Source organism: Pseudomonas sp. LB3P25, from assembly GCF_054897985.1.
Genome location: NZ_CM142711.1, coordinates 3,872,187 through 3,893,894, shown reverse-complemented (window position 1 = coordinate 3,893,894; position 21,708 = coordinate 3,872,187). Strand labels below are relative to the sequence as shown.

Here is a 21,708-nt window from a genome sequence, read left to right as displayed (position 1 = left end):
GGCGAGAAGGCTCGCCACGAATTCAATCAGGACACAGATGAAAGGCGTCAGACAGCGGGCGGTTTACGCGCTGCTCGAGGCTTTTTCTCGGTGGCTTTTTCGCCCGGCGGGATCATCTTGGAGGCAGCGGCGGGCTTGGCTTTGGTTTTTGGCGCCGCCGCCTTGCCATTGGTGGATTTGCTGGCTGGGGCCTTGGTGCCGGCGGCTTTTGGCGATTTGCTCGGTGCCAGGGCTTCGGCTTCAGCCAGTTTGCGGGCCATCTCCCAATGGCGAGCGTCCTGGCCCTCGGGTTTTCCTTCCGATTCCCAGATCTGATAGGCAAATTCGCGGATGCGTTTATCGTTGATACTCATCGCAATGCTCCTGAACTGAACTCAAGTATGGGTAGTTTGGATAAAAAGATTGATCGGGAAATCCCCCAGCGCGGTGCTGATGTTCAGTTCCCTTTGGGGTGTGACTGCGGTGCTTGAAAAAAGTCCCTTCACATTATCATCAGGGACAGTGAACGGTAATTTGACTCGTGTATCGCCCCACAGCGGCGCGTCAATCCGGGGTTCGGCACTGTTTTTCAGCAGTTCGGCGCAGCGTATCGGTACGATCACGATGGCGTGTTTTCCTTCCAGCGAGCGAGCAAATGCAAGCACCCGGTGAGCCTGGCTGCCGACGACTTCAAGGGCTTGATACGTCCCTCGCCGAAACAGCTCGGTGTGCTCGAGTCGCAGATTCAACACCTGAGCGATCAGCGCTTGTTTAATGCGCCCGTCCTGCCAGTTAGCCAATAGCTCGGGCAGTGCCAATGGCGTCTGCATCGACTGCTGACGGCTGGCGTAATCCACCGGCCGGCGGTTATCAGGATCGACCAGCGAGAAGTCCCAGTACTCGTTGCCCTGATAAAGGTCCGGTACCCCCGGCACGGTCATGCGCAGCAAGGTTTGCGCCAATCCATTGAGTGCGCCGGGGACGGCGATGCTCTTGGCTGCTTTGCCGAGGGCCGCGCGTAACAGTTCACCTTCGGGGCTGAGCAATAGTCGTTGCAGGAATTGCTGAACCGCTTGTTCGTAAGCCTCGTTCGGCGCGCTCCAGCTGCTTTGCAACTTGGCTTCGCGCAAGGCTTTCTGCTGCCACTGCCACAGACGTTGAGTGTAGTGCTCCAAGGCTGTTTGATCATCACTGCGCACATCGAGTGGCCAGCTGCCGAGGATCGCTTGATAGAGGATCAACTCATCGCCCGCAGTCGGCATCTGGTCGTCGTCGCGCAGCGGGCGGGCGAGGGTCCTCCAGAGCGGGACTTGCTCGGCGTACCAGGCACTGCGCTCGCTCAGCACCGCCAGGCGCGCGCGGGTGTCTTCGCCGCGTTTGTGGTCGTGGGTCGCGGTGGCCAGCAAATTATCGGGGAACGCTTCGAGACGGTTGAGGCAAGCCGCATGGAAATCGGCCACCGGCGCGCTGAACTGCTCGGTGCTGAACCCCACATCATTGCGCGACAGCAACGTCGCTGAGCGATAGAACGCAGTGTCTTCCACAGCCTTCGCCGCCGCCGGCGACGTCAGTTGCTGAAAACGCACACAGGCATGCTTGAGCATCTTGCGCGGCCGGCCCAATGGGTGTTTGCGCCATGATTCACCCCCCAGCCAGTTGGCCAGGCAATCGAGCACCGGCCAGTCGGCCTCGCCGAGGGTAAGCCTGGCACCGCCCATGGCCTGCTGGAAAAACACATCGTCTTCAGCCGAACGCCCACGGGGGCTGATGTAGGTGCGGTACACCGGGAAATGCACGATCAGTTCCTGCAACGCCCGACGAATCGCACCGAGGGTCAGGTCGCGGGTCATCAGGTCATCCCGGGCCACTTGCAACAGGGCCTGAGCGACGCTTTCGAAGTCTCCGGCGAGGGAGCCGTTGAGGATCTGCTGACGCGCCAGCTGCGCTTCCTGCCGGAAATCGGCGGGCCGTTCGCTGTAGCGATTCCACAGTTCGCCCAAGGTGTCGGCGCCTTCGGGCGCGTGTTGCAGCAACGACAACTGATTCATGAACTCGTACCCCGTGGTGCCATCCACCGACCAGTCACGGTGCAGGGTTTCACCTTCGCCGAGAATCTTCTCGACGTAGATCGGCAGGTGCCGATCCGGCGACAGGCTGTCGACCCGTCGCCGCAATTTGCGGCAGTAGCCCCGAGGGTCGGCGAGGCCGTCGATGTGGTCGATGCGCAGACCATCGACCAGGCCTTCGGCCACCAGCTCGAAGATTTTCGCGTGGGTGGCTTCGAACACGGCGGGGCGTTCGACGCGCAGGCCGCCCAGTTCGTTGATATCGAAAAAACGCCGCCAGTTGATGTCATCTGCCGCCGTGCGCCAACTGGCCAGGCGATAGCTTTGGCGTTCAAGCAACAGGTGCAGGCGTTGGAAACCGTCGGGGGTGAGTGAGTCGTAAGCACTGAGGTTTTGCTGGAGGGCCTGGAGAATCGCCGGATTGCTGGCCAGTTCACGCAACTCTGTTTTCAGCGGCATCGCCAGACTATGGGCGTCGGTCTGGTAGCTCAAGGTGCTGAAACGGTCTGCCAGCGACTTGAGCGATTCGGCGGTCAGTGGGTCATCGGTTCTGAGCAATTCGCCGTAGTTCGTCGGGCAGATCGGGAAGTGATGCTCATAGTGCTCGACATAAAACGCGCCCTTTTGCGCATCGAAGCGCAGGGGCAGGGTGCCGTCCTGCAAGGCAATGCCGTAGTCGCTGCCGAGGAAGGGCAGCAGCAACTGGCCTTCCATCAACGGGTCGGGCGAATGCCACTGGATATCGAAGAACTCGCCGTAGGGGCTCAGGCGTCCCCATTCCAGCAAATCCTGCCACCAGGGATTATCGCCACCGCCGACGGCCATGTGGTTGGAGACGATGTCGAGGATCAGCCCCATGTGCTGCTCGCGCAATGCGCTGACCAAACGCCGCAGCGCCGCTTCGCCGCCCAGCTCCGGGTTGACCGTGGTCGGGTCCACGACGTCGTAGCCATGCAGGGAGCCGGCGCGGGCACTCAGTAGCGGTGACGCATAGACATGGCTGATGCCGAGGCTGGCGAAGTACGGCACCAGCGGCACCGCATCGTCCAGCGTGAAGTCTTTATGGAACTGCAGCCGCAGGGTTGCCCGCAGCGGTTGGATAAGCGTTTGCTTCATTGGTCACGCTCGGCCGCCTGAAGCCGCGCACAGGCGAGCAGTTCCAGGCGCCGGGCGGCGTCCGGGTCATCGAGCAAGGCCTCACTGTCGCCGGGCAAGCGTCGGGACCAGTTGGGGTGCGTGTCGGTGGTACCAGGCAAGTTGGCCTGCTGCTCGATGCCCAGGGCATCTTCCAGCGGCAGCAACACCAGCGGCGCACGGGTATGACCGAGGAAACGTATCGCGGCGTCGAGCACCTGATCGGTTTCATGGGATTCTTCGCGAAAGTTCTGCGGGTCCTCGCTCAACACTCGACGCAGGCCTTCGCGCTCGCGTTCGCGGTGGTGGCGCCATTCGATTTCACCCGCGGCCTCGACCAGACCCAGTCGGGCGTTCCAGTCGATATCGTGGCCATGCCACCAGCCATTGAGCGTCGGCAGGTCATGGGTACTCGTGGTCGCGAGGGCGTTGTCCGGCCAGTCGAGAATCGATTTGAAGTGTGCGTTGTCCTGTTCGAACAGCAGCACGCGCATGCCGAGGATCGAACGGGCAATGAGCTTTTCTCGCAAACCATCGGCCACGGTGCCGAGGTCTTCACCGAGGACGATGGCTTGATGCCGATGGGACTCGAGGGTCAGCAAACGCAGCAGGTCGTCCACCGGGTAATAGAGGTAGGCGCCGTCGGCGGGTGACGCGCCATTGGGGATCACCCATAGCCGTTGCAGGCCCATGACGTGATCGATGCGCAGGCCACCGGCATGGGCAAAATTGGCGCGGAGCATTTCGATGAAGGCACGAAAGCCATTGCGCACCAGACCTTCGGGCGAGAACGCGGAAATCCCCCAGCCCTGACCGGTGCGGTTGAGAATGTCCGGTGGGGCACCCACGGTCAGCGAGGCGAGCAATTCGTCCTGACGACTCCAGGCCTGACTGCCACCGCCATCGGCGCCCACCGCCAGATCGGCGATCAGCCCAATGCTCATGCCAGCGCTGCGGGCGGCGGTTTGTGCGCGTTCCAGGCACCGCGTGATCAGCCATTGGCAGAAAGCAAAGAAGCCGATGCGCCCGGCGTTCTCTTCGGCGAATTCGGCCAAGGCCGCGCTGCGCGGGTTTTGCCATTGCTCGGGCCACTGCCGCCAGTCGAGACTTTCACCCTTGGCGGCGCGGGCTTCTTGAATGGCTTCAAAGCGGCAGTGGTTTTCCAGGGCTTCGCCAGCAGCGTGGCGGAAGCTGCTGAAGTCGGCATGCAGCGGGTGTTCACCCTGCACAAAGCCTTCGTACAACGCCTGCAACAGACGATGTTTGGCTTCGGCCGCCACCGGCCAATCAATCAATGGCAAGGTTTCAAGGTGCTTGAGTTCTGCCGCCAGGCCGGTTGCATCAATCGCGGTACGCAACGCTCGATCACCCAGGATGGCGCCCGGTGCGGCGTACAGGCTGTTGAGAAACAAACGGCTGGAAGGCGAATACGGGCTGTAGCGCTGGGTGTCGCTGCCGAACATCGCATGCAGCGGACTGATCGCCAATGCTTCGGCACCGCGTTCGCCGGCCACCCGGGCCAGGTCTTCGAGTGCCTGGGTATCGCCAAAACCGCCATCGCCCGGACGACGCAGTGAGTACAGCTGCACGCTCAGGCCCCAGGCGCGCGGGATCGGACTGTCGACGGCATCGCCCACGCTGTAGCAGCGAGTCGGTGCAACGGCTAACGTAAATTGCTGTCCGTCAATGCTGACGTGCTGATAACCGACCGGGATCAGGCCGGGCAGCATTGCCTCGGCATCCAGTTTCAGGTTGAGTCGCGAGCCATCTTCAAGGTGGATCTCGCACGGTGTTTCGGGCTCAAAGTAATGTGCCAGGCTGAGGCCGACCCCGAAGTCTGCGGTCAGCAGCGGCGGCAGGTGTCGGGTCTGTTGCACCTGCTGCAGTTCTTGCAGGCTGGCGTCGATTTCCTGAGCGCTGCCGGCCGGGTGGCCGAGTCCGGTGAGGACATTGCGTAACACTGATGGAGCGACTTTCTGTGGGCGGCCGTTTGCGTCGATCCAGTCGACTGCCAGGCCAGCTCGGCTGGCCAGTATTTCCAGTTGCGCATCGCTCATTGGCGCTCTCCATCCGGGGGTAGCAAAGGGGCTGCGGCCGTGAGGGTGACTAGCGCGCAATACGGGGCAAGCGTGCCCTGATCCAACAGACCGGCTGACTGTGGCGGGTATTCGAACAACAACGAAGCGTCGGCCTGTGGGGAGTGGACCACAGGCGTGTCGCTGAGGTTCAGGTCAATGCGCAGCTGGCTGCCATCGCCCAGTCGCCAGCGAGCGGTTACCGCGCCTGCGGCCAGCACGTCGGCGCCCAGTGCTTGAGCACCGGGCAGGCGGGGAATGATCTGCTGATGACGGATCTGCAACAGTTGGCGATACAGGTCGTGCATGGCCGATTGTCGGGTTGATGTCAGCTCGGGGCGTGAAGCCTCAAAGGTCTGGCGCGCGTTCGGGTCGGGAATCTGCTCGCGTATGTGCGGATCAGCAAACGCGCTGAACGCGGCAAACTCGTTACGTCGTCCCTCGCGGACCAACTCCGCGAGTTCACCGTGATGGCTGGTGAAGAACAGGAACGGTTGCTTGGCGGCGAACTCGTCGCCCATGAACATCAGCGGGATCATCGGCGACAACAGCAGTAATGCCGTGGCTGCCTTTAGCGCGTCGGGGTTGGCCAGTTGATGCAATCGTTCGCCTAAGGCGCGGTTGCCGATCTGGTCGTGGTTTTGCAGAAACAGCACGAAAGCACTGGGCGGTAAATGACCGCTGGGCTCACCGCGGGTTGTACCGTGACGGGTCACGTGGCCTTGAAACACAAAGCCCTGGCTCAGGCAGCGAGCCAGTTGTTCGGTGGGGTTTTTCGCATAGTCGGCGTAATAGGCGTCGGTTTCGCCGGTCAACAGCACGTGCAAGGCATTGTGGCCGTCGTCGTTCCACTGCGCGTCGAAGCCTTCTTCGAGCAGGCTGGCCTGGTTGTGTTCGTTTTCAACGGTCAGCCACACATGCCTGGCCGGATCGGTTTGCTGGCGAACCTTTTGCGCCAGTTCCTGAAGAAAGTCAGGGTCTTCGATAGCGTGCACCGCGTCCAGGCGTAAACCATCGAAGCGGTACTCCAGCAACCACATCAGCGCATTGTCGATGAAGAAGTCCCGCACCTCGCGGCGCCGGAAGTCGATGGCCGCACCCCATGGGGTGTGCTTGTCTTCGCGGAAGAAGCCCTTGGCGTAGCGATGCAGGTAATTGCCGTCCGGACCGAAGTGGTTGTAGACCACGTCGAGAATCACCGCCAGGCCATGACCGTGGGCGGTGTCGATCAGGTGTTTGAGTTGTTCGGGAGTACCGTAGGACGCTTGGGGCGCGTAGGGCAGAACCCCGTCGTAGCCCCAATTGCGATCACCGGGGAACTGCGCCAGGGGCATCAGTTCGATCGCGCTGATGCCCAGTTCGACGAGGTGCGCAAGGTGCTGCTCGACTTCGCTGAAGCCGCCGAGCGCACCGACGTGCAATTCGTAGATCACCGCCTCATTCCACGGCCGCCCGAGCCAGGCGCTGTGTTGCCATTGATAGGCAAGTGGATCGACCACCACGCTGTGGCGGTCGATATCACCGGCCTGCGCGCGGGAGGCCGGGTCGGGCACCTCCAGCTCGCCGTCGATGTTATAGCGGTAACGCGTGCCGGCTGGGCAACGGGTGTTGATCACGAACCAGCCATCTGCCTGGGGCAGGAGTGGCAAGGATTGTCCATCTTCCAGTTCGACACTGACGTAAAACGCATCTGGCGCCCACAAGGCAAAACGCGTGTGCTCTGCGTCCAGCATGATTGCGCCGTGGGGCCAGGTCTCAAGGGTCCGTAACGGCATCTTTGAAAACCTCTTAATGTTTGCCCGATTTACCCAGCGCCTTGGTCACCAGTTTTTCGTAGAGTTCGGCATACGGTTCGACCGCCTTGCACCAGTTGAAAGGCGCGGCCATGGCCCGGCAGCGCATGGCATTGAGCAGGTCGGGGAAGGCAAAAACCTTGAAGGCCCGGCTCAGGGCTTCCTCGTAACTTTCGGCCGTGGATTCGTCGAACAGGAAACCGGTCACGCCGTTTTCAATGGTGTCGGCCAAACCCCCGGTGTTGCGTGCCACCGGCAACGAACCGAAGCGCTGGGCGTACATCTGGCTCAGCCCGCAAGGCTCGTAACGCGAAGGCATCAGCAGGAAATCACTGCCGGCGAACATGCGACGGGCATCGGTTTCGTTGAAACCGATGCGCACGCCGATCTGGCCTGGAAAGCGCAGGGCCAGTTCACGCATGGCTTGTTCTTCTTCCGGCTCGCCACGACCGATGATCGCGATCTGCCCGCCAGATTTGACGATGTACTCGGAGACGGCTTCGGTCAGGTCCAGGCCTTTCTGATAGACCAGTCGCGAAACCACGGCGAACAGCGGACCTTCAGAATCGTCCAGGCCGAACAGCTCACGGACGTGGGTGGCGTTGACCGCTTTGCCTTCCCAATCGCCAATTTTGAAGGGGCAGAACAGGTGCGGGTCGGTGGCGGCGTCCCAGCTTTCATCGATGCCATTGGGAATACCACTGAGCTGACCTTGCTGGGTCTTGGCGGAAAGAAAACCGTCGAGACCGCAGCCGAAGGCCGGGGTGGTGATTTCCTGGGCATAGGTGGCGCTGACGGTGGTGATGTGGCTCGAATAGGCCATGCCGGCCTTGAGGAACGACATCTTGCCGTAGAACTCCATGCCTTCCTGTTGCAAGGCATGCAAGGGAATACCCAGTTCCGGGCACGAGCCAAGACTGGTCACGCCCTGGTAGGCGAGGTTATGAATGGTGAACAGCGTCGGGGTGCGCTGTCCACGCCAGTGCATGTAAGCGGGTGCCAGACCGGCAGGCCAGTCATGGGCGTGCACCAGGTCCGGGCACCAGTGAATTTGTGCAAGATTGGCGGCGATATCGGCGGCTGCCAGGCCCAGACGGGCGAAACGAATGTGGTTGTCCGGCCAGTCGCGGCCGTTGTTGGCACCGTAAGGCGAACCCTCGCGCTCGTAGAGTTCGGGGCAGATCAACACGTAAATGACCAGACCGTCGGGCATGTCCATGCGCCCGATCTTGCAGGGGGGCAACGCGGCGTGGCCACCGAGCTCACCAATAATGTGAATCGGGTTTTCGCTGTGCAGCACTTGCGGGTAACCGGGGATCAACACTCGAACATCGTGCAAGTGAGCCATGGCTCGCGGCAGTGCTGCGGAAACGTCGCCCAGACCACCGGTTTTCACCAGATCGGCGATCTCCGAGGTGACGAACAGCACTTTCTTTCTGTTCGGATTCTGACTGGTCACCGGTACCAGCGTCTTGGTGCCGGGGACGCTGATCGATTGGTGACTGGCGGCGCTCACGGCGCTCGTTTCGCCGACCTGCTGATGAGCACGTTCTCCCTGAATATCTAAAGCCGCACTGATCATATGAATCTCCCGTGTTGTTGATCTAATTCTTAGGTCTGGCACAAACGGTGTTTCGTGGCCAATTCCGGTGGCCGGGCGCAAACGCGCTACGCATCGGTGAGCAAGCGCTGCCAATACGTTGAAGCAGAATGGCTGTAGAGATCGTTGCAAGGATTGCACCAGTCGCAACGCACCTCCCTTTAACCTGACCCGTCACGAGCGGCAAAAGTTTCGACTTTCTTTCCGCTTTGTGACCGGCCGGTTTCGCCCCGCGGAACTGAGTCTAGGCCAGAACTTAGAGCGGGGGAGGCCAGATGGCAAAATTGTTCGACAATCGGTTTAAAGAGGTACGGACGTACCGCTTGGAGGGAGCAACGCACCGACGAAGGGCATGTTTTTTTTACCGTTTTGCCTCAAAAAATATTCGAGATGTCACATGAATGTGCGAAGCGCGGCAGTGCTTGCGCACTGTTATGGTGCGCTTGGCAAGTCCCATCTTTGGCCGAACCGCTGCCTTACAGATGGGCTTGATGCCTTGTTATAGTTCGGGCCTCATTTTTTGCCTGGTAAAGGATCACTGCCATGTCTCAGTACACCGCGTTCACCGTCGAACTGGCCGATAAAATCGCTCATGTGCAGATCAATCGGCCGGAAAAGATCAATTCGATGAATGCCGCGTTCTGGAGCGAGATCATCGAGATTTTCCAGTGGGTCGATGACACCGACGAAGTCCGAGTGGTGGTGCTCAGTGGCGCAGGCAAGCATTTTTCTTCTGGCATCGACCTGATGATGCTGGCCGGCGTGGCCAATGAATTGGGCAAGGACGTCGGTCGCAACGCGCGCCTGCTGCGCCGCAAGATCCTCGCCCTGCAAGCGTCTTTCAATGCCGTCGACAATTGCCGCAAACCGGTACTGGCGGCGGTTCAGGGTTATTGCCTGGGCGGCGCCATTGATTTGATTTCGGCATGCGACATGCGTTACGCCGCCGAAGACGCGCAATTCTCGATCAAGGAAATCGACATCGGCATGGCGGCCGACGTTGGCACTTTGCAACGCTTGCCGCGGATCATCGGTGACGGCATGCTGCGTGAACTGGCTTACACTGGTCGCACGTTCGGCGCCGAAGAAGCGCGTGGCATGGGCCTGGTCAATCGCGTTTACAGCGACACCGCCAGCCTGCTCGACGGTGTCATGGGCATTGCCCGCGAGATCGCCGGCAAGTCGCCGATTGCGATCACCGGCACCAAAGAGATGATCAGCTACATGCGCGACCATCGCATCGACGACGGCCTCGAATACGTCGCCACCTGGAACGCCGCCATGTTGCAATCCACCGATCTGCGCGTGGCCATGGCCGCCCATATGAGCAAACAGAAACCCGAATTTCTGGATTGATTAAAAATGACTTCACGCTGGACCACTGCAGTACTGGACACCGGTCAGCCCGGCGGCTGGGCCGTGGCGCGCAGCCCAGAAGGCTTTCTGTTCGATGACAATGGCGCGCTGTTCCCCCGCGAATGGCTCAAGCGCCAGGATCTGTCGATCCTCGCTGAACATGGCATCGGTCACCTGGACGGCGAACCGGTCTATTTGCTGGAGCTGCGCAGTCACAGTGACGTGCCGGGCTGTAACTGGAAAGGCCTGCGGGCGTTCATGCTCGAAGGCGACCATACGGTCTACAAGGTGCTCAGTTATGCCGCGCAGATTGGCACCTGGTACCGCGAGCATCGCTTTTGTGGCAACTGTGGTCAGGCGGCGACGCAAGTTCCGCGTGAGCGGGCGATGTACTGCGAGCCGTGTGATTTGCGCTATTACCCGCGCATTTCGCCGAGCATGATCGTGCTGGTGACCCGTGGCGATGAAGTCCTGCTCGCGCGTTCACCACGCTTTGTCACCGGGGTTTACAGCACGTTGGCGGGGTTTGCCGAACCGGGCGAGTCGGCCGAAGACTGCCTGATTCGCGAAGTCCGCGAAGAAGTGCAGATCGAGGTCAAGAACATCCAGTACATGGGCAGCCAGTGTTGGCCGTTCCCGCATTCGATGATGCTGGGGTTCCATGCCGAATACGCCGGTGGCGAAATCGTGTGTCAGGAAGACGAGATCGAAGACGCCCAGTGGTTCAACGTTCATGAGCTGCCGCCGTTGCCGGCGTCACGCTCGATTGCCCGTTACTTGATCGACGTCTATGTGGCGCGGCGCTTAGGCCACGCTGAACCAGTGTTGCCAGGCTAACCGCACGGTCAAGCCCAGCACCACGGTGATGAACACCGGGCGAATGAACTTCGCACCGCCGCTGATGGCGGTGCGAGCGCCGAAGAATGCCCCGACCATCACCGACAGGCCCATGCTCAGGCCGATGATCCAGTCCACCTGCCCGGAAAACACGAACACCGACAGTGCCGCAATGTTGCTGACGAAGTTCATGCTGCGCGCCACGCCGCTGGCCTTCACCAAATCAACGGGGTACATCAGCAGGGTGCTGACGGTCCAGAACGCGCCCGTGCCGGGGCCGGCCACGCCGTCGTAGAAACCAAGGCTGAAGCCTTGGGTCGATTGCCACTTTTTCTTGATCGGTGCGTCGCTGTCCAGCGGCGCTTTCGGCGTGCCGCCAAACAACAGATAGACGCCGCAGGCGAAAACGATCACCGGGAGCATCTTGTTCAGCCATTCCGCCGGCAGGTAGTGAGCGACCACGGCACCGGTCAATGCGCCCACCAGCGTGCCGACAATGGCGTGCATCCACTGCCTGGGATGGAACAGCTTGCGTCGGTAGAAAGTGAAACTGGCGGTGGCCGAGCCGAATGTCGAACTGAGTTTGTTCGTGCCCAGCACCAGATGCGGCGGCAGGCCAGCGGTCAGCAGTGCCGGGGTGGTCAACAAACCACCGCCGCCGGCAATGGCGTCGATGAAACCGGCAATGAAAGCGACAAGGGCCAGAATGGCCAGGGTGGTGAGGTCAACGCTGAGTTCGAAAGGCATGGAATCGGCTTATTCGGCGGGGTGCAGAACGGGGCTGCGGGGAAGGGCCGATATCTTACCTATATCCAACTACTGCGGCGACCTGTCTGGCCTCTTCGCGAGCAGGCTCGCTCCCACAGGGGATCTGCGGCGTTGCACAGATCAATGTGGGAGCGAGCCTGCTCGCGAAGGCGTCATCCCTGACGACACATCACTTGGTCTGTGGCCCGTTCCCGATCTGCCACACAAACGGCGGTTCGGTCCCGTTGATCGCCCAATCCCCGACAATCCGCGCCTTGTAAATCACCGGATTGTGCGACGACACCGTCCGCGCATTGCGCCAGTGTCGGTCCAGCGATTTACCCACGCGAGTATCCGAAGCCCCCAGTGCGTTGAACAGTTGCGTGGTTGCTCGCTGGATCAGCTCAGAAACCACCACCTGCGCCTTGGCCGATTCGATTTCCGCCGCGACATTCGCCGTCTGTTCCAAGGCTTCATCACCCGAGAATCGCGCCAGATAAGCCCGCTGCGCCGGTTGTGCAGCCCTCAAAGCGCTGGCTTCGGCCGCATACACCAATGCCGCGATTTCACCGACCACTTGCTGCACCTGCGAATCCTGGCTGACGTGCTGCGCATTGCCATGGCTGTAGATGCGTTTGCGTTCACGCACCTGATGAGCCACATCGCGCAACGCCGCACGACCGATCCCGGCCAGAGTCGCCAGCAGCACCAACTGATAAAACGCGGTCTGGTATTTGAAGCGGGTGGCGAAGTCGATGATGTTCTCGGCCTCCACGTCGGCATCGATAAACCGTGAGGTGCCACTGCCGGTGGTGCGCTGGCCGAAGCCGTCCCAGTCGTCACTCTGCACGATGCCCGGCTGGTGGGTTCGGACGGCGGCAATCACGTCGCCGCCGGTGTCGCTGCGTTGCGCGTACACGTCGATCCAGTCGGAAAACAGGCTGCCGGTGCTGTAGAACTTCTCGCCGTTGAGCCTCCATTGATCGCCGTGAGGCGAGACTTTGGTGATGACATCGCCAATGGCGACGCTGCCAATTTCGGTCCAGGCATTGCCGGCGATGTCACCGTCGACGAAGCGTTTAAACCATAGATCCCGGGCCGGCCCAGGTGGCGAGTTCAAGCGATCCTCGGCAAAAGCGAAGTGCCCGCGCAAGGCCTGAGGTACGTTGGAATCGGCTTCGGCCAATTCGATCAGCAGCTCAAACAGTTGTGGCAGGGAGGCGCCGTCACCGCCGTATTCAATCGGCACCCGCACCGCGCCAAACCCGGCGTCCTTGAGCCACTGAATCGGTTCGTACGGAAGGCTGCGGGACTGTTCGCGCTCAACGGCACCGGCGGCGATGCGTTGGAAAATCGGCCGGAACTTTGCGGCCAGCGCTTCGTAGTCGGTGCCAATGGACAGCGGATTGATTACCTGGTGTTCGGTCATGGGACGGCTCCTTGGATCGGCAGTAGAAAGTGTTGCGTCTGCCAGGGGTGATTGCAGGGTCCATGCCGAAACCCAGAGGCCAGCTATTGCGGGCTGGTGTGGGTTTGCTCCGTCTGCAACTGTTGCCCTGCCAACAGCGCAGCAGCAAATTGCCTCAGACACACCCACATTTGTGGCGAGGGAGCTTGCTCCCGCTTGAGTGCGCAGTGCTCACAAAAACTTGGGGCCGCTGCGCAGCCCAGCGGGAGCAAGCTCCCTCGCCACAGTTCTCGGCTCACCTCAAAGATTGGCGGTGGCACGGTTGCTGCTCTCACCCCAGGACATCCCTAAAGTCCCGAGGACATGCCAATGAGTCAGCAAGCCGTCAAATTTGCCTACTGGGTGCCGAACGTCAGCGGCGGGCTGGTGGTCAGCAAGATCGAGCAACGCACCCACTGGGGCATCGACTACAACCGCAAACTGGCGCAACTGGCCGAAGAGGCGGGGTTTGAATACGCCCTGACGCAGATTCGCTTCACCGCCGGTTACGGCGCCGAGTACCAGCACGAATCGGTCGCCTTCAGCCATGCGCTGCTGGCCGCCACCACTCAACTGAAAGTGATCGCCGCCATCCTGCCCGGCCCCTGGCAACCGGCGCTGGCGGCCAAACAATTGGCGACCATCGACCAACTGACTAACGGCCGGGTGGCGGTGAACATTGTCAGTGGCTGGTTCAAGGGTGAATTCCAGGCGATTGGCGAACACTGGCTGGAACACGACGAGCGTTATCGCCGCTCCGAAGAATTCATCCGCTCGCTGAAGGGCATCTGGAGCCAGGACAACTTTACCTTTCGCGGTGACTTCTACCGTTTCGACAACTACAGCCTCAAACCCAAACCGTTGGGTCAGCCGGAAATCTTCCAGGGTGGCAGTTCCCGCGCGGCTCGGGACATGGCGGCGCGGGTTTCGGACTGGTACTTCACCAACGGCAACACCCCGGAAGGCATCAAGGCCCAGGTCGATGACATCCGCGCCAAGGCGGCGGCAAACAATCATTCGGTGAAAGTCGGCGTGAACGCGTTTGTCATTGCCCGAGACACCGAAGAAGAAGCGCGAGCCGTGCTGGCGCAAATCATCGATCAGGCAGACCCGGAGGCGGTGAACGCATTTGGCGACGCGGCGAAGCAGGCGGGCAGGGCGTCACCTGAGGGCGAGGGGAACTGGGCCAAGTCGACGTTCGAGGATCTGGTGCAGTACAACGATGGCTTCAAGACCAACCTGATCGGTACGCCGCAGCAGATTGCCGAGCGGATCGTCGCGTTGAAAGCGGTGGGTGTGGACCTGGTGTTGGCGGGGTTTCTGCACTTTCAGGAGGAGGTGGAGTATTTCGGTCAGCGGGTGTTGCCGTTGGTGAGGGAGCTTGAAGCCAAGGCAGGCGTGAAGCCGCAAGCTGCGGTCGCCTGAACACCACAAAACCCTGTGGGAGCGAGCCTGCTCGCGATAGCGGTCTATTAGTCAACATTGATGTTGAATTTGAGGACGCCATCGCGAGCAGGCTCGCTCCCACATTGGAATTGTGCTTACAGACCCAGGTCGGACAGACTTGGATGGTCGTCAGGACGACGGCCCAGCGGCCAGTGGAACTTGCGGTCGCTTTCCTTGATCGGCATGTCATTGATGCAGGCAAACCGATTGGCCATCAAACCGTTCTCGTCGAACTCCCAGTTTTCGTTGCCGTAGGAGCGGAACCAGTTGCCCGAGTCGTCGTGCCATTCGTAGGCATAACGCACGGCGATGCGGTTGCCGGTAAAGGCCCAAAGTTCTTTGATCAGGCGGTAATCCAGTTCCTTGGCCCATTTGCGCGTCAGGAAACCTTTGGCTTCTTCGCGGTTGTAGGCGAACTCGGCGCGGTTACGCCATTTGGTGTCCAGGGTGTAGGCCAGCGACACGCGTTCTGGATCGCGGGAGTTCCAGCCGTCTTCGGCCAGGCGTACTTTTTCGATGGCCGATTCACGGGTGAATGGCGGCAATGGCGGACGAACTTCGGCATTAGACATTAATAGTCTCCCTATCAAAGTAAAGTTCTAGCAAGTTGTCGGGCTTGGTTAAAGTGTTACAGGTCCAATAACTTTCGCGCCATGCATTGCGCATTATCGGCGGCACTGTGATCACCCATGACAAGCGCCACGGTAATGGCACCGTCGATCAGGATCAGCAGCTGTTCGGCCAGCGTCTCCGGGTCTGCGGCGCCATGTTCGGTGCAGAGCTCGCGCACGTAGTCGAGCAGCTTCTGTTTGTGGTCTTTGGCGACCAGGCGAACCGGGTCTTGCGGGTCGCCGGTTTCACCGCTGGTGTTGATGAATGCACAGCCACGAAAGCCTTCGGAGGCGAACCAGGCCTTGAGCACGGTAAACAGGTTGAGCAACCGGTCGGCCGGCGTTTCGGCCTGGTCGACTTCGCTTCTGTACCAATGCATCCAGCGCACATCACGGCGTTGCAGGGCCGCGACGGTGAGCTCCTCCTTGTTGGCGAAGTAGCGGTAAATACTTTTTCTGGAGACGCCGGCGGTTTTCACCAGAAGATCCATTCCGGTGGCCGCGATGCCACTTTTGTAGATCAACTTTTCGGTGACATCCAGAATGATGTCGCGTGTGTCGTTGCTGATTATTTCGTTCATGTGGCGAACAGTAGAACGATCGTTCTCCTTGGTCAAGAAGATATTTTTGTCGCCTGAAAAATCGCTTTCGCGAGCAGGCTCGCTCCCACAGGGGAATGCATTTCAATGTGGGAGCGAGCCTGCTCGCGAAGGGGGCATTACAGACAGTAACAAGACCCGAACCGATCCATGGTGTAAGCTCTCGGGTTCTTCGGATTCGACCTTTTTGCGAGCCCTATGCCGTCGCTTTTCAAACGCTCTCTGCTGCCCAAACTGCGCAGTTTTCCGCTGACCGCCGATGCCGTCACCATCCTTTCTGGCGCTGCCGAGTTTCGTCGGTGTCTGCTGGAAAAGATCGCCAGCGCCACCCAGCGCATTTATATCGTCGCGCTCTATCTGCAACAGGATGAAGCCGGCCAGGAAATTCTCGATGCCTTGCACGCGGCCAAACTGGCGCGTCCGGAACTGGACGTGGTGGTGGTCGTTGACTGGCTGCGTGCCCAGCGCGGCTTGATCGGCGCCGGCAAGCAGCCGGGCAACTCGGCCTGGTATCAGGAAACGACCCGCACTCATGCCAGTGAAGTCCCGGTGTATGGTGTTCCCGTGCAGACCCGAGAGCTGTTCGGCGTGTTGCATTTGAAAGGCTTTGTGATCGATGACTGTGTGATCTACAGCGGCGCGAGTCTGAACAACGTCTATCTGCACAAGTTCGACAAATACCGCTACGACCGTTATCACCTGCTGCAGAACCGCGCCCTGGCTGATTCGATGCAGCACCTGATTCAGCACGGTCTGATCGCCTCCAAAGCGGTGCATCGTCTGGATTTGCCGAACCTGCCAACCACTCGCAGCCTGCGCAACGACATCGGCGACTTGCGCAGCCGCCTCAAGCACGCGGCGTACGACACCACGACAGGCACCACGCAAAAGGGTGGTTTGTCGGTCAGCCCATTGCTCGGTGTCGGCAAGAACAATCCGTTGAACCGAGTGATTTGCGAGTTGATCGCCAGCGCTCAACATCAACTGACCATCTGCACGCCATACTTCAACTTGCCGCTGGCCGTGATCCGGGAAATCAACCGGGCACTGGCGCGGGGCGTGAAGATCGACATCGTTGTCGGCGACAAGACGGCCAACGACTTCTACATCCCGCCGAGCGAGCCGTTCAAGGTGATCTCGGCGCTGCCTTATCTTTACGAGATCAGCCTTCGGCGTTTCGCCAAGCGGCATCATCGCAGCATCGACAGCGGCCAGTTGAACCTGCACCTGTGGCGTGACGGCGACAACACCTATCACCTCAAGGGCATGTGGATCGATCAGCGCTACACCTTGCTGACCGGCAACAACCTCAACCCGCGGGCGTTTCGTCTCGACCTGGAAAACGCCTTGCTGATTGATGATCCGAAAGGCGAGTTGTTGGAGCCGCGTCGTAAAGAGCTGGCGGAAATTTTCGAGAACACCCGCCGCATCGAGCGTTACCAGGACCTGGAAACGCTGCTGGAATACCCGGCGGCGGTGGCCAAGTTTCTCAAACGCGTGAGTCGGGTGCGGATCGAGCGGTTGCTCTATCGGATTCTGTGAGCATGGCGGGGTAGGTGCGTCGCCCTCCAAAATGCCTTCGCGAGCAGGCTCGCTCCCACAGGGAGTGTGGATCACAAATCCAATGTGGGAGCGAGCCTGCTCGCGAAAGGGCCCGATCAGACGCTACAAAAAACTCAGTTCAGCCCCAACTTCCCCCGCAACGTCGACAAATCCTCAGCCAGTGTATTCACCGGCCCGACCAGCGCCTTGCGGTCGTTTTCCTTCACCTTGTCATATGTCTCAAAACCACCGTCTGTGGTTTTGTACTTGGCCAGCGTCTTGTTCACCGTCGCGAAGTTCTTGTCGACTTTGGCAATGAAGGCCGCGTCCTGCTTTTCGATCTGCGGACGGAACAGGTCGACGATTTTCTTCGCGCCATCGATGTTGCCCTGGAAATCATAAAGGTCGGTGTGGCTGTAGCGATCTTCCTCACCGGAGATCTTGGTCGCGGCGACTTCTTCAAGCAGTGCAGCGGCGCCGCCCACCACTTTTTCCGGCGGGAAGGTCAGGCCGGCGACGCGGGTTTGCAGGTCTTTTACGTCTTTGTTCAAGCCATCGGCCAGTTCGCCAAGGCCCTGGGTGCTGTTTTCCGAGAACAACGAGTATTCGATGCGGTGGAAACCGGTGAAGTCTTCGGCTTTCACGCCTTTTTCGTGGTCATCGACACGGGAGTCGATGGACGCGTCCAGGTCACTGAACAATTCGGCAATAGGCTCGATCGACTCGTAGTAGACGCGGGTCGGGGCATAGAGCTTTTTGGCGGTGGCCAGATCACCTTTTTTCACGGCGTCGGTGAACTGTTGGGTGTGGCTGGCCAGCTCATCGAGCTGTTCCGTCACGTAAATCTTGTAGTCCGAGATCGGCCCCACCAACTCCAGCGGCGCCGTCGCCGCGAAAGCCGAAAGCGGGGTGTTGAGCAAGCCAAGGGTCAGCAGTAACGCGAGGGGCGAGTTATGCATGGGACGGTTCCGTGTTGGGGGTTGGTTATGCGGTTGCTTTTGGTTGAAGAGCTGGTCGTGTGGCGTCAAGCAGCGAGCGACCGATGAAATCCTTGTCGCCCGTCACGCCGGGCAGGGTGAAGAAGTACCCGCCGCCGACCGGTTTGAGGTATTCCTCGAGCGGCTCGCCGTTGAGTCGGGTTTGTACGGTGATGAAGCCTTTTTGCAGATCCGCCTGATAGCAGATGAACAGCAGCCCCATGTCCAGCTGACCGTTCTTGTTCACGCCGTTGGAGTAGTTGAACGGCCGGCGCAGGATCAGGTTGGCCTGTGTCGCCGCGGTGCGAGGGTTGGCCAGGCGGATATGCGCATCGAGCTTGGTCAACTTGCCTTCAGGGTCCTTGGCATAGTCCGGGACCTGGGTTTCGTGCTCGCCGCCCATCGGCGCGCCGGTGCTCTTGACCCGGCCGAGAATGCTTTCCTGTTCCTGCAGCGGCGTGCGGTCCCAGCGCTCGACGAAGTTGCGGATGATCCGCACGGCCTGATAACTGCCATTGGCCGCCCAGGCCGGTTCGTCGCTGCCGGGCTGGACCCAGACGATGCTGTCCATGACCTTGGCATCGTTGGAGTTCGGGTTGGCCGAGCCATCACGAAAACCCAGGAAATTGCGCGCGCTCTGCGCGGGTACACCGGGTTTGACCGGGGCCTGGGGCGGCACGCTGCCTTCCTGTTTCCAGCGCACCAGGAGCAAGTCCGGCAGGTTCTTCACGATGTCGCGCAGGGCGTGGATGTTGGTGTCGGTGGTGTTGGAGCAGAACTGCACACTGAGGTCGCCGTGGCAGCAATCGGCTTCCAGCGCATCGTTGGGAAAACCGACCAAGCGGATCAGCCGATTGGGTTTGGCGGCGGCCAGACCGAAACGTTGATCGAACAGCGATTCGCCCACCGACACGGTGATGGTCAGGTTGTCCGGCGTCACCACCGGGCCGAGAATCCCCGAATCCACCGGCGGCAGTTTCGGATCGACCTGCGTGACCGGGCCGCCCTTCATCAGGAAGGCGATGCGCTCGTTGAGGGTGCGAAACAAGCGCTCCAGGTCTTCGCGGTCGCTGGCCAATACGTCAAACGACACCAGCATGCCGCAGGCCTGGCGCGGGGTGACGATGCCGGTCTGGTGCTTGCCGTGGAACGCGTGGCGGTCTTCGGTCTTGTCGCTGCTCGGCGCTTCAGTTACTTGCGCCGGGCTGGCGGCCATCGCCGGGCAACTGAGTACGGTGCCGGCCAATGCCACGCCAGCGGCGCCCATGCCCATCAATACCCGGCGACGCTGGAGGTTGAATTGTTCTGTATCGTTCATCGGTTTGTTCTTCTGCTTACAGGCCGGAAAGGCCAAGGGCGGGATCGATTCCATCGAGTGCATCGGCCAGAACCTTGGCCTTGTCGGCGATCTGTTTGCGCTGCTCGGCGCTGACGCTGTCGTAGCTCGCGTAGCCTTCCTTGACCTTGAAGTCGTTGAGTTCGGCGTCGAACGCAATGACGGCGCTGTCTATCTTCGGCAGCAATTCAGCGGCGGATTTACTCAGTAACGGGCGCAACAGGTCGACGACCTTGCGGGTGGCGTCGAGGTTGGCGGCAAAACCGTTCAAGTCGGTGTGGCTATAGCGTTCTTCTTCACCGCTGCTGGCGCGCACATCGGCAATGCTGTTGAGGTTGCGCACCACAATGCTCACCAATTGCTCAGGCGGCAGCGACTGGGCCGGCAGTTGTTGTTTGAGCGTGGTGACGTCGGCGATCAGACGCTGGGCGACGGGCGTCAGACCGTCGAGGGTGCGTTGCTGGAACAGGGCGTATTCGAGCCGGTGGAAGCCGACAAAGCCCGGATCCAGTTCGCGTTTCTCAAAGTAATCGGCGCGGGCGTTGATCGTATTGTCCAGCTCGGCCAGACGCTGGGCGGCCGGGGCGATCCGTTGATACGCGGCGCGGGCTGGCACATACAAGGCTTGCGCCTGAGTGAGGTCGCCGGCTTCGATAGCGTGTTCAAGGGCGGTGACGGCTTTGATCAGCGCGCTGTTCTGAGTGCTCAGGTAAACGCGGAATTCCGACAGTGGGCCAACAAAGGCCACCATCGAAGGTTTGGCCTTGGCCGCAGCGTCTGAAGCGGCCGTCGGGCTGACGTGCAAGGTGCCGCGCGGATTGCTCAGCAGGCCGCAGGTGATCGCATAGTCACCGGGCAACAGGTTGGCATTGATCACCTGGCTCAGGCCGGGGGCGATGTTTTCCCGCTCTTCGACCACCAGCACGCCGTCGAGAATTTCCCACTCAACGGCCCGGTCCGAGCGATTGACGATGCGGAAACTGGCGCGACCGGCCGGGACGCTCAGTGCATTCGGCTCGCAGCTGTGTGGGTGAATGGTCACCAGCACTTCGTCATGGTGGGTCTGACGCTTGGCGGCGGCCATTTTCGAGGCGTAGTAGAACAGGCCACCGGCGGCGATCATCACGATCACCGAACCGGCCACCGCCCAGCGCAAGGCGCGGGGAGGGAAGGCCTGGGGAGAGGCTTGATTTGGCATGGGTGCCCTTACTGACTGGAAACGGAAGAAGGTTGTTTAGCCGATGCCGCGGCCGGGAGAAAAAACATCACCAGCGCGACCACCAGATAAATCAGATACGCCCCGAGGGTGCTGACGGTCGGCGCGTCCTGGTAACCGAACATTCCGGCCATCACCGAGCCCAGCGGGCCATCCATCGGCAGCGTTGCGCTGAAGTCGAAGAGTACGGTTTGCAGGTGATTCCAGACCCCGGCTTCATGCAGCGCCTGTACGGAGTTGGCAAGGATTCCGGCAGCCACCACCAGAATGAACAGGCCGGTCCAGCGGAAGAACGCCCCCAGGTTCAGGCGCATGCTGCCGGTGTAGATCAGGAAACCGACGATGATCGCCAGGATCAAGCCGAGCAGGGCGCCGATCGGCGCCGCCGGGCCTTCGCTCTGCTGGAACACCGCGAGCAGGAAGAACACCGTTTCCAGACCTTCCCGGGCCACGGCGAAAAACACCATGGCGATCAGCGCCGTGACCTGGTGTCTGGAACCGGTCAGCGCGTGATCGAGAGAAACGTGCAGCGACTGTTTGATTGAACGCGCGACTTTGCGCATCCAGAACACCATGGAACTGAGAATGCCCACGGCGATCAGGCCGACCACCCCTTCAAACAGTTCCTGTTGCTTCTGCGGGAACTCGGCACTGACCAGTTCCAGGCCACCGCCCACCAGCAGGGCCAAGGCCGCGGCGAGGAACACGCCGATCCACACCGCGGGCATCCACTGGCCGCGGCCGGTCTGCTTGAGGTAGCTGGCGATGATGCCAACGATCAGCGCGGCTTCAATGCCTTCGCGCAACATGATCAGAAAAGGAACGAGCATTCAGCACCGGGGCGTCATTAGATAGGGTGCTAATTTGTAACATAATGACACTCATTCCCAAATGGCACTCATTAGCATTTACCTGAACCTAACCTGAACAACCCTGAATATCACATC

17 protein-coding genes are annotated in these 21,708 nt (G+C 60.5%); 4 read left to right on the top strand and 13 right to left on the bottom strand.

Annotated features, from left to right (window positions below; translation table 11 throughout):
* Positions 1–47: 47 nt before the first annotated feature.
* The 5 genes from ACYZTW_RS17640 to glgA are packed head-to-tail and all read right to left on the bottom strand — an operon-like array spanning position 48 to position 8,629.
* Positions 48–353, bottom strand: coding sequence for a DUF2934 domain-containing protein (locus ACYZTW_RS17640; RefSeq protein WP_462001091.1), 306 nt, complete (start codon positions 351–353; stop codon positions 48–50).
* A gap of 21 nt (positions 354–374) precedes the next feature.
* Entirely contained in the window at positions 375–3,161 is a 2,787-nt protein-coding gene (locus tag ACYZTW_RS17635) for a malto-oligosyltrehalose synthase (protein WP_462001090.1), read from the bottom strand.
* Positions 3,158–5,236, bottom strand: a complete 2,079-nt coding sequence (gene malQ, locus ACYZTW_RS17630) for a 4-alpha-glucanotransferase (RefSeq protein WP_462001089.1) — start codon at positions 5,234–5,236, stop codon at positions 3,158–3,160. Before malQ ends, ACYZTW_RS17635 begins: the two co-directional genes overlap by 4 nt.
* Positions 5,233–7,029 carry a malto-oligosyltrehalose trehalohydrolase gene (treZ, locus tag ACYZTW_RS17625; RefSeq protein ID WP_462001088.1) on the bottom strand — a complete coding sequence of 599 codons (1,797 nt, stop codon included), beginning with the start codon at positions 7,027–7,029 and terminating at the stop codon, positions 5,233–5,235. The genes malQ and treZ overlap by 4 nt, the downstream gene beginning before the upstream one ends.
* Before the next feature lie 13 nt (positions 7,030–7,042).
* Positions 7,043–8,629, bottom strand: coding sequence for a glycogen synthase GlgA (glgA, locus tag ACYZTW_RS17620; RefSeq protein WP_462001087.1), 1,587 nt, complete (start codon positions 8,627–8,629; stop codon positions 7,043–7,045).
* Positions 8,630–9,190: 561 nt separating this feature from the next.
* Between glgA and ACYZTW_RS17615 the strand changes: the two genes are divergently transcribed.
* Positions 9,191–10,003 carry a crotonase/enoyl-CoA hydratase family protein gene (locus ACYZTW_RS17615; RefSeq protein WP_462001086.1) on the top strand — a complete coding sequence of 271 codons (813 nt, stop codon included), beginning with the start codon at positions 9,191–9,193 and terminating at the stop codon, positions 10,001–10,003.
* A 6-nt stretch (positions 10,004–10,009) separates the two neighbouring features.
* Entirely contained in the window at positions 10,010–10,840 is an 831-nt protein-coding gene (gene nudC / locus ACYZTW_RS17610; protein WP_462001085.1) for an NAD(+) diphosphatase, read from the top strand.
* On the opposite strand, the gene ACYZTW_RS17605 is transcribed toward nudC, so the two are convergent.
* Entirely contained in the window at positions 10,808–11,587 is a 780-nt protein-coding gene (locus ACYZTW_RS17605) for a TSUP family transporter (protein ID WP_462001084.1), read from the bottom strand. The two genes, nudC and ACYZTW_RS17605, sit on opposite strands and share 33 nt — an antisense overlap.
* A 190-nt stretch (positions 11,588–11,777) precedes the next feature.
* The gene (locus tag ACYZTW_RS17600) at positions 11,778–13,016 is read right to left on the bottom strand and encodes an acyl-CoA dehydrogenase family protein (RefSeq protein WP_462001083.1); all 1,239 of its coding nucleotides are present in this window, start codon (positions 13,014–13,016) and stop codon (positions 11,778–11,780) included.
* 348 nt (positions 13,017–13,364) lie between these two features.
* Between ACYZTW_RS17600 and sfnG the strand changes: the two genes are divergently transcribed.
* Entirely contained in the window at positions 13,365–14,459 is a 1,095-nt protein-coding gene (gene sfnG / locus ACYZTW_RS17595) for a dimethylsulfone monooxygenase SfnG (protein WP_462001082.1), read from the top strand.
* A gap of 116 nt (positions 14,460–14,575) precedes the next feature.
* On the opposite strand, the gene ACYZTW_RS17590 is transcribed toward sfnG, so the two are convergent.
* On the bottom strand, positions 14,576–15,052 hold the full coding sequence (locus ACYZTW_RS17590) for a nuclear transport factor 2 family protein (RefSeq protein ID WP_010460010.1): 477 nt from the start codon (positions 15,050–15,052) through the stop codon (positions 14,576–14,578).
* Positions 15,053–15,108: 56 nt separating this feature from the next.
* Entirely contained in the window at positions 15,109–15,672 is a 564-nt protein-coding gene (locus ACYZTW_RS17585; protein WP_462001081.1) for a TetR/AcrR family transcriptional regulator, read from the bottom strand.
* 216 nt (positions 15,673–15,888) lie between these two features.
* Here ACYZTW_RS17585 and pssA point away from each other — a divergent pair, with 216 nt between their 5' ends.
* Positions 15,889–17,232: a CDP-diacylglycerol--serine O-phosphatidyltransferase gene (gene pssA, locus ACYZTW_RS17580; RefSeq protein WP_462001080.1), complete on the top strand. Its 1,344-nt coding sequence runs from the start codon at positions 15,889–15,891 to the stop codon at positions 17,230–17,232.
* A 134-nt stretch (positions 17,233–17,366) separates the two neighbouring features.
* On the opposite strand, the gene efeO (ACYZTW_RS17575) is transcribed toward pssA, so the two are convergent.
* From efeO (ACYZTW_RS17575) to efeU, 4 genes are read right to left on the bottom strand one after another with little or no spacing between them, the layout of a single operon-like run.
* On the bottom strand, positions 17,367–18,191 hold the full coding sequence (gene efeO / locus ACYZTW_RS17575) for an iron uptake system protein EfeO (protein WP_462001079.1): 825 nt from the start codon (positions 18,189–18,191) through the stop codon (positions 17,367–17,369).
* 25 nt (positions 18,192–18,216) lie between these two features.
* On the bottom strand, positions 18,217–19,527 hold the full coding sequence (gene efeB / locus ACYZTW_RS17570) for an iron uptake transporter deferrochelatase/peroxidase subunit (protein ID WP_462001078.1): 1,311 nt from the start codon (positions 19,525–19,527) through the stop codon (positions 18,217–18,219).
* 16 nt (positions 19,528–19,543) lie between these two features.
* Positions 19,544–20,743, bottom strand: a complete 1,200-nt coding sequence (gene efeO, locus ACYZTW_RS17565; protein ID WP_462001077.1) for an iron uptake system protein EfeO — start codon at positions 20,741–20,743, stop codon at positions 19,544–19,546.
* A gap of 8 nt (positions 20,744–20,751) precedes the next feature.
* Positions 20,752–21,591 carry an iron uptake transporter permease EfeU gene (gene efeU, locus ACYZTW_RS17560; RefSeq protein WP_462001076.1) on the bottom strand — a complete coding sequence of 280 codons (840 nt, stop codon included), beginning with the start codon at positions 21,589–21,591 and terminating at the stop codon, positions 20,752–20,754.
* Between the last annotated feature and the right edge of the window lie 117 nt (positions 21,592–21,708).

Bases quoted from the DNA above. Each gene is read 5' to 3' on its own strand.
- ACYZTW_RS17605 (WP_462001084.1), bottom strand. From the start codon at position 11,587: ATGCCTTTCGAACTCAGCGTTGACCTCACCACCCTGGCCATTCTGGCC.
- efeO (WP_462001079.1), bottom strand. From the start codon at position 18,191: ATGCATAACTCGCCCCTCGCGTTACTGCTGACCCTTGGCTTGCTCAAC.
- glgA (WP_462001087.1), bottom strand. From the start codon at position 8,629: ATGATCAGTGCGGCTTTAGATATTCAGGGAGAACGTGCTCATCAGCAG.
- pssA (WP_462001080.1), top strand. From the start codon at position 15,889: ATGCCGTCGCTTTTCAAACGCTCTCTGCTGCCCAAACTGCGCAGTTTT.
- nudC (WP_462001085.1), top strand. From the start codon at position 10,010: ATGACTTCACGCTGGACCACTGCAGTACTGGACACCGGTCAGCCCGGC.
- treZ (WP_462001088.1), bottom strand. From the start codon at position 7,029: ATGCCGTTACGGACCCTTGAGACCTGGCCCCACGGCGCAATCATGCTG.
- ACYZTW_RS17590 (WP_010460010.1), bottom strand. From the start codon at position 15,052: ATGTCTAATGCCGAAGTTCGTCCGCCATTGCCGCCATTCACCCGTGAA.
- ACYZTW_RS17585 (WP_462001081.1), bottom strand. From the start codon at position 15,672: ATGAACGAAATAATCAGCAACGACACACGCGACATCATTCTGGATGTC.
- ACYZTW_RS17635 (WP_462001090.1), bottom strand. From the start codon at position 3,161: ATGAAGCAAACGCTTATCCAACCGCTGCGGGCAACCCTGCGGCTGCAG.
- efeU (WP_462001076.1), bottom strand. From the start codon at position 21,591: ATGCTCGTTCCTTTTCTGATCATGTTGCGCGAAGGCATTGAAGCCGCG.
- malQ (WP_462001089.1), bottom strand. From the start codon at position 5,236: ATGAGCGATGCGCAACTGGAAATACTGGCCAGCCGAGCTGGCCTGGCA.
- ACYZTW_RS17615 (WP_462001086.1), top strand. From the start codon at position 9,191: ATGTCTCAGTACACCGCGTTCACCGTCGAACTGGCCGATAAAATCGCT.
- ACYZTW_RS17640 (WP_462001091.1), bottom strand. From the start codon at position 353: ATGAGTATCAACGATAAACGCATCCGCGAATTTGCCTATCAGATCTGG.
- sfnG (WP_462001082.1), top strand. From the start codon at position 13,365: ATGAGTCAGCAAGCCGTCAAATTTGCCTACTGGGTGCCGAACGTCAGC.
- ACYZTW_RS17600 (WP_462001083.1), bottom strand. From the start codon at position 13,016: ATGACCGAACACCAGGTAATCAATCCGCTGTCCATTGGCACCGACTAC.
- efeO (WP_462001077.1), bottom strand. From the start codon at position 20,743: ATGCCAAATCAAGCCTCTCCCCAGGCCTTCCCTCCCCGCGCCTTGCGC.
- efeB (WP_462001078.1), bottom strand. From the start codon at position 19,527: ATGAACGATACAGAACAATTCAACCTCCAGCGTCGCCGGGTATTGATG.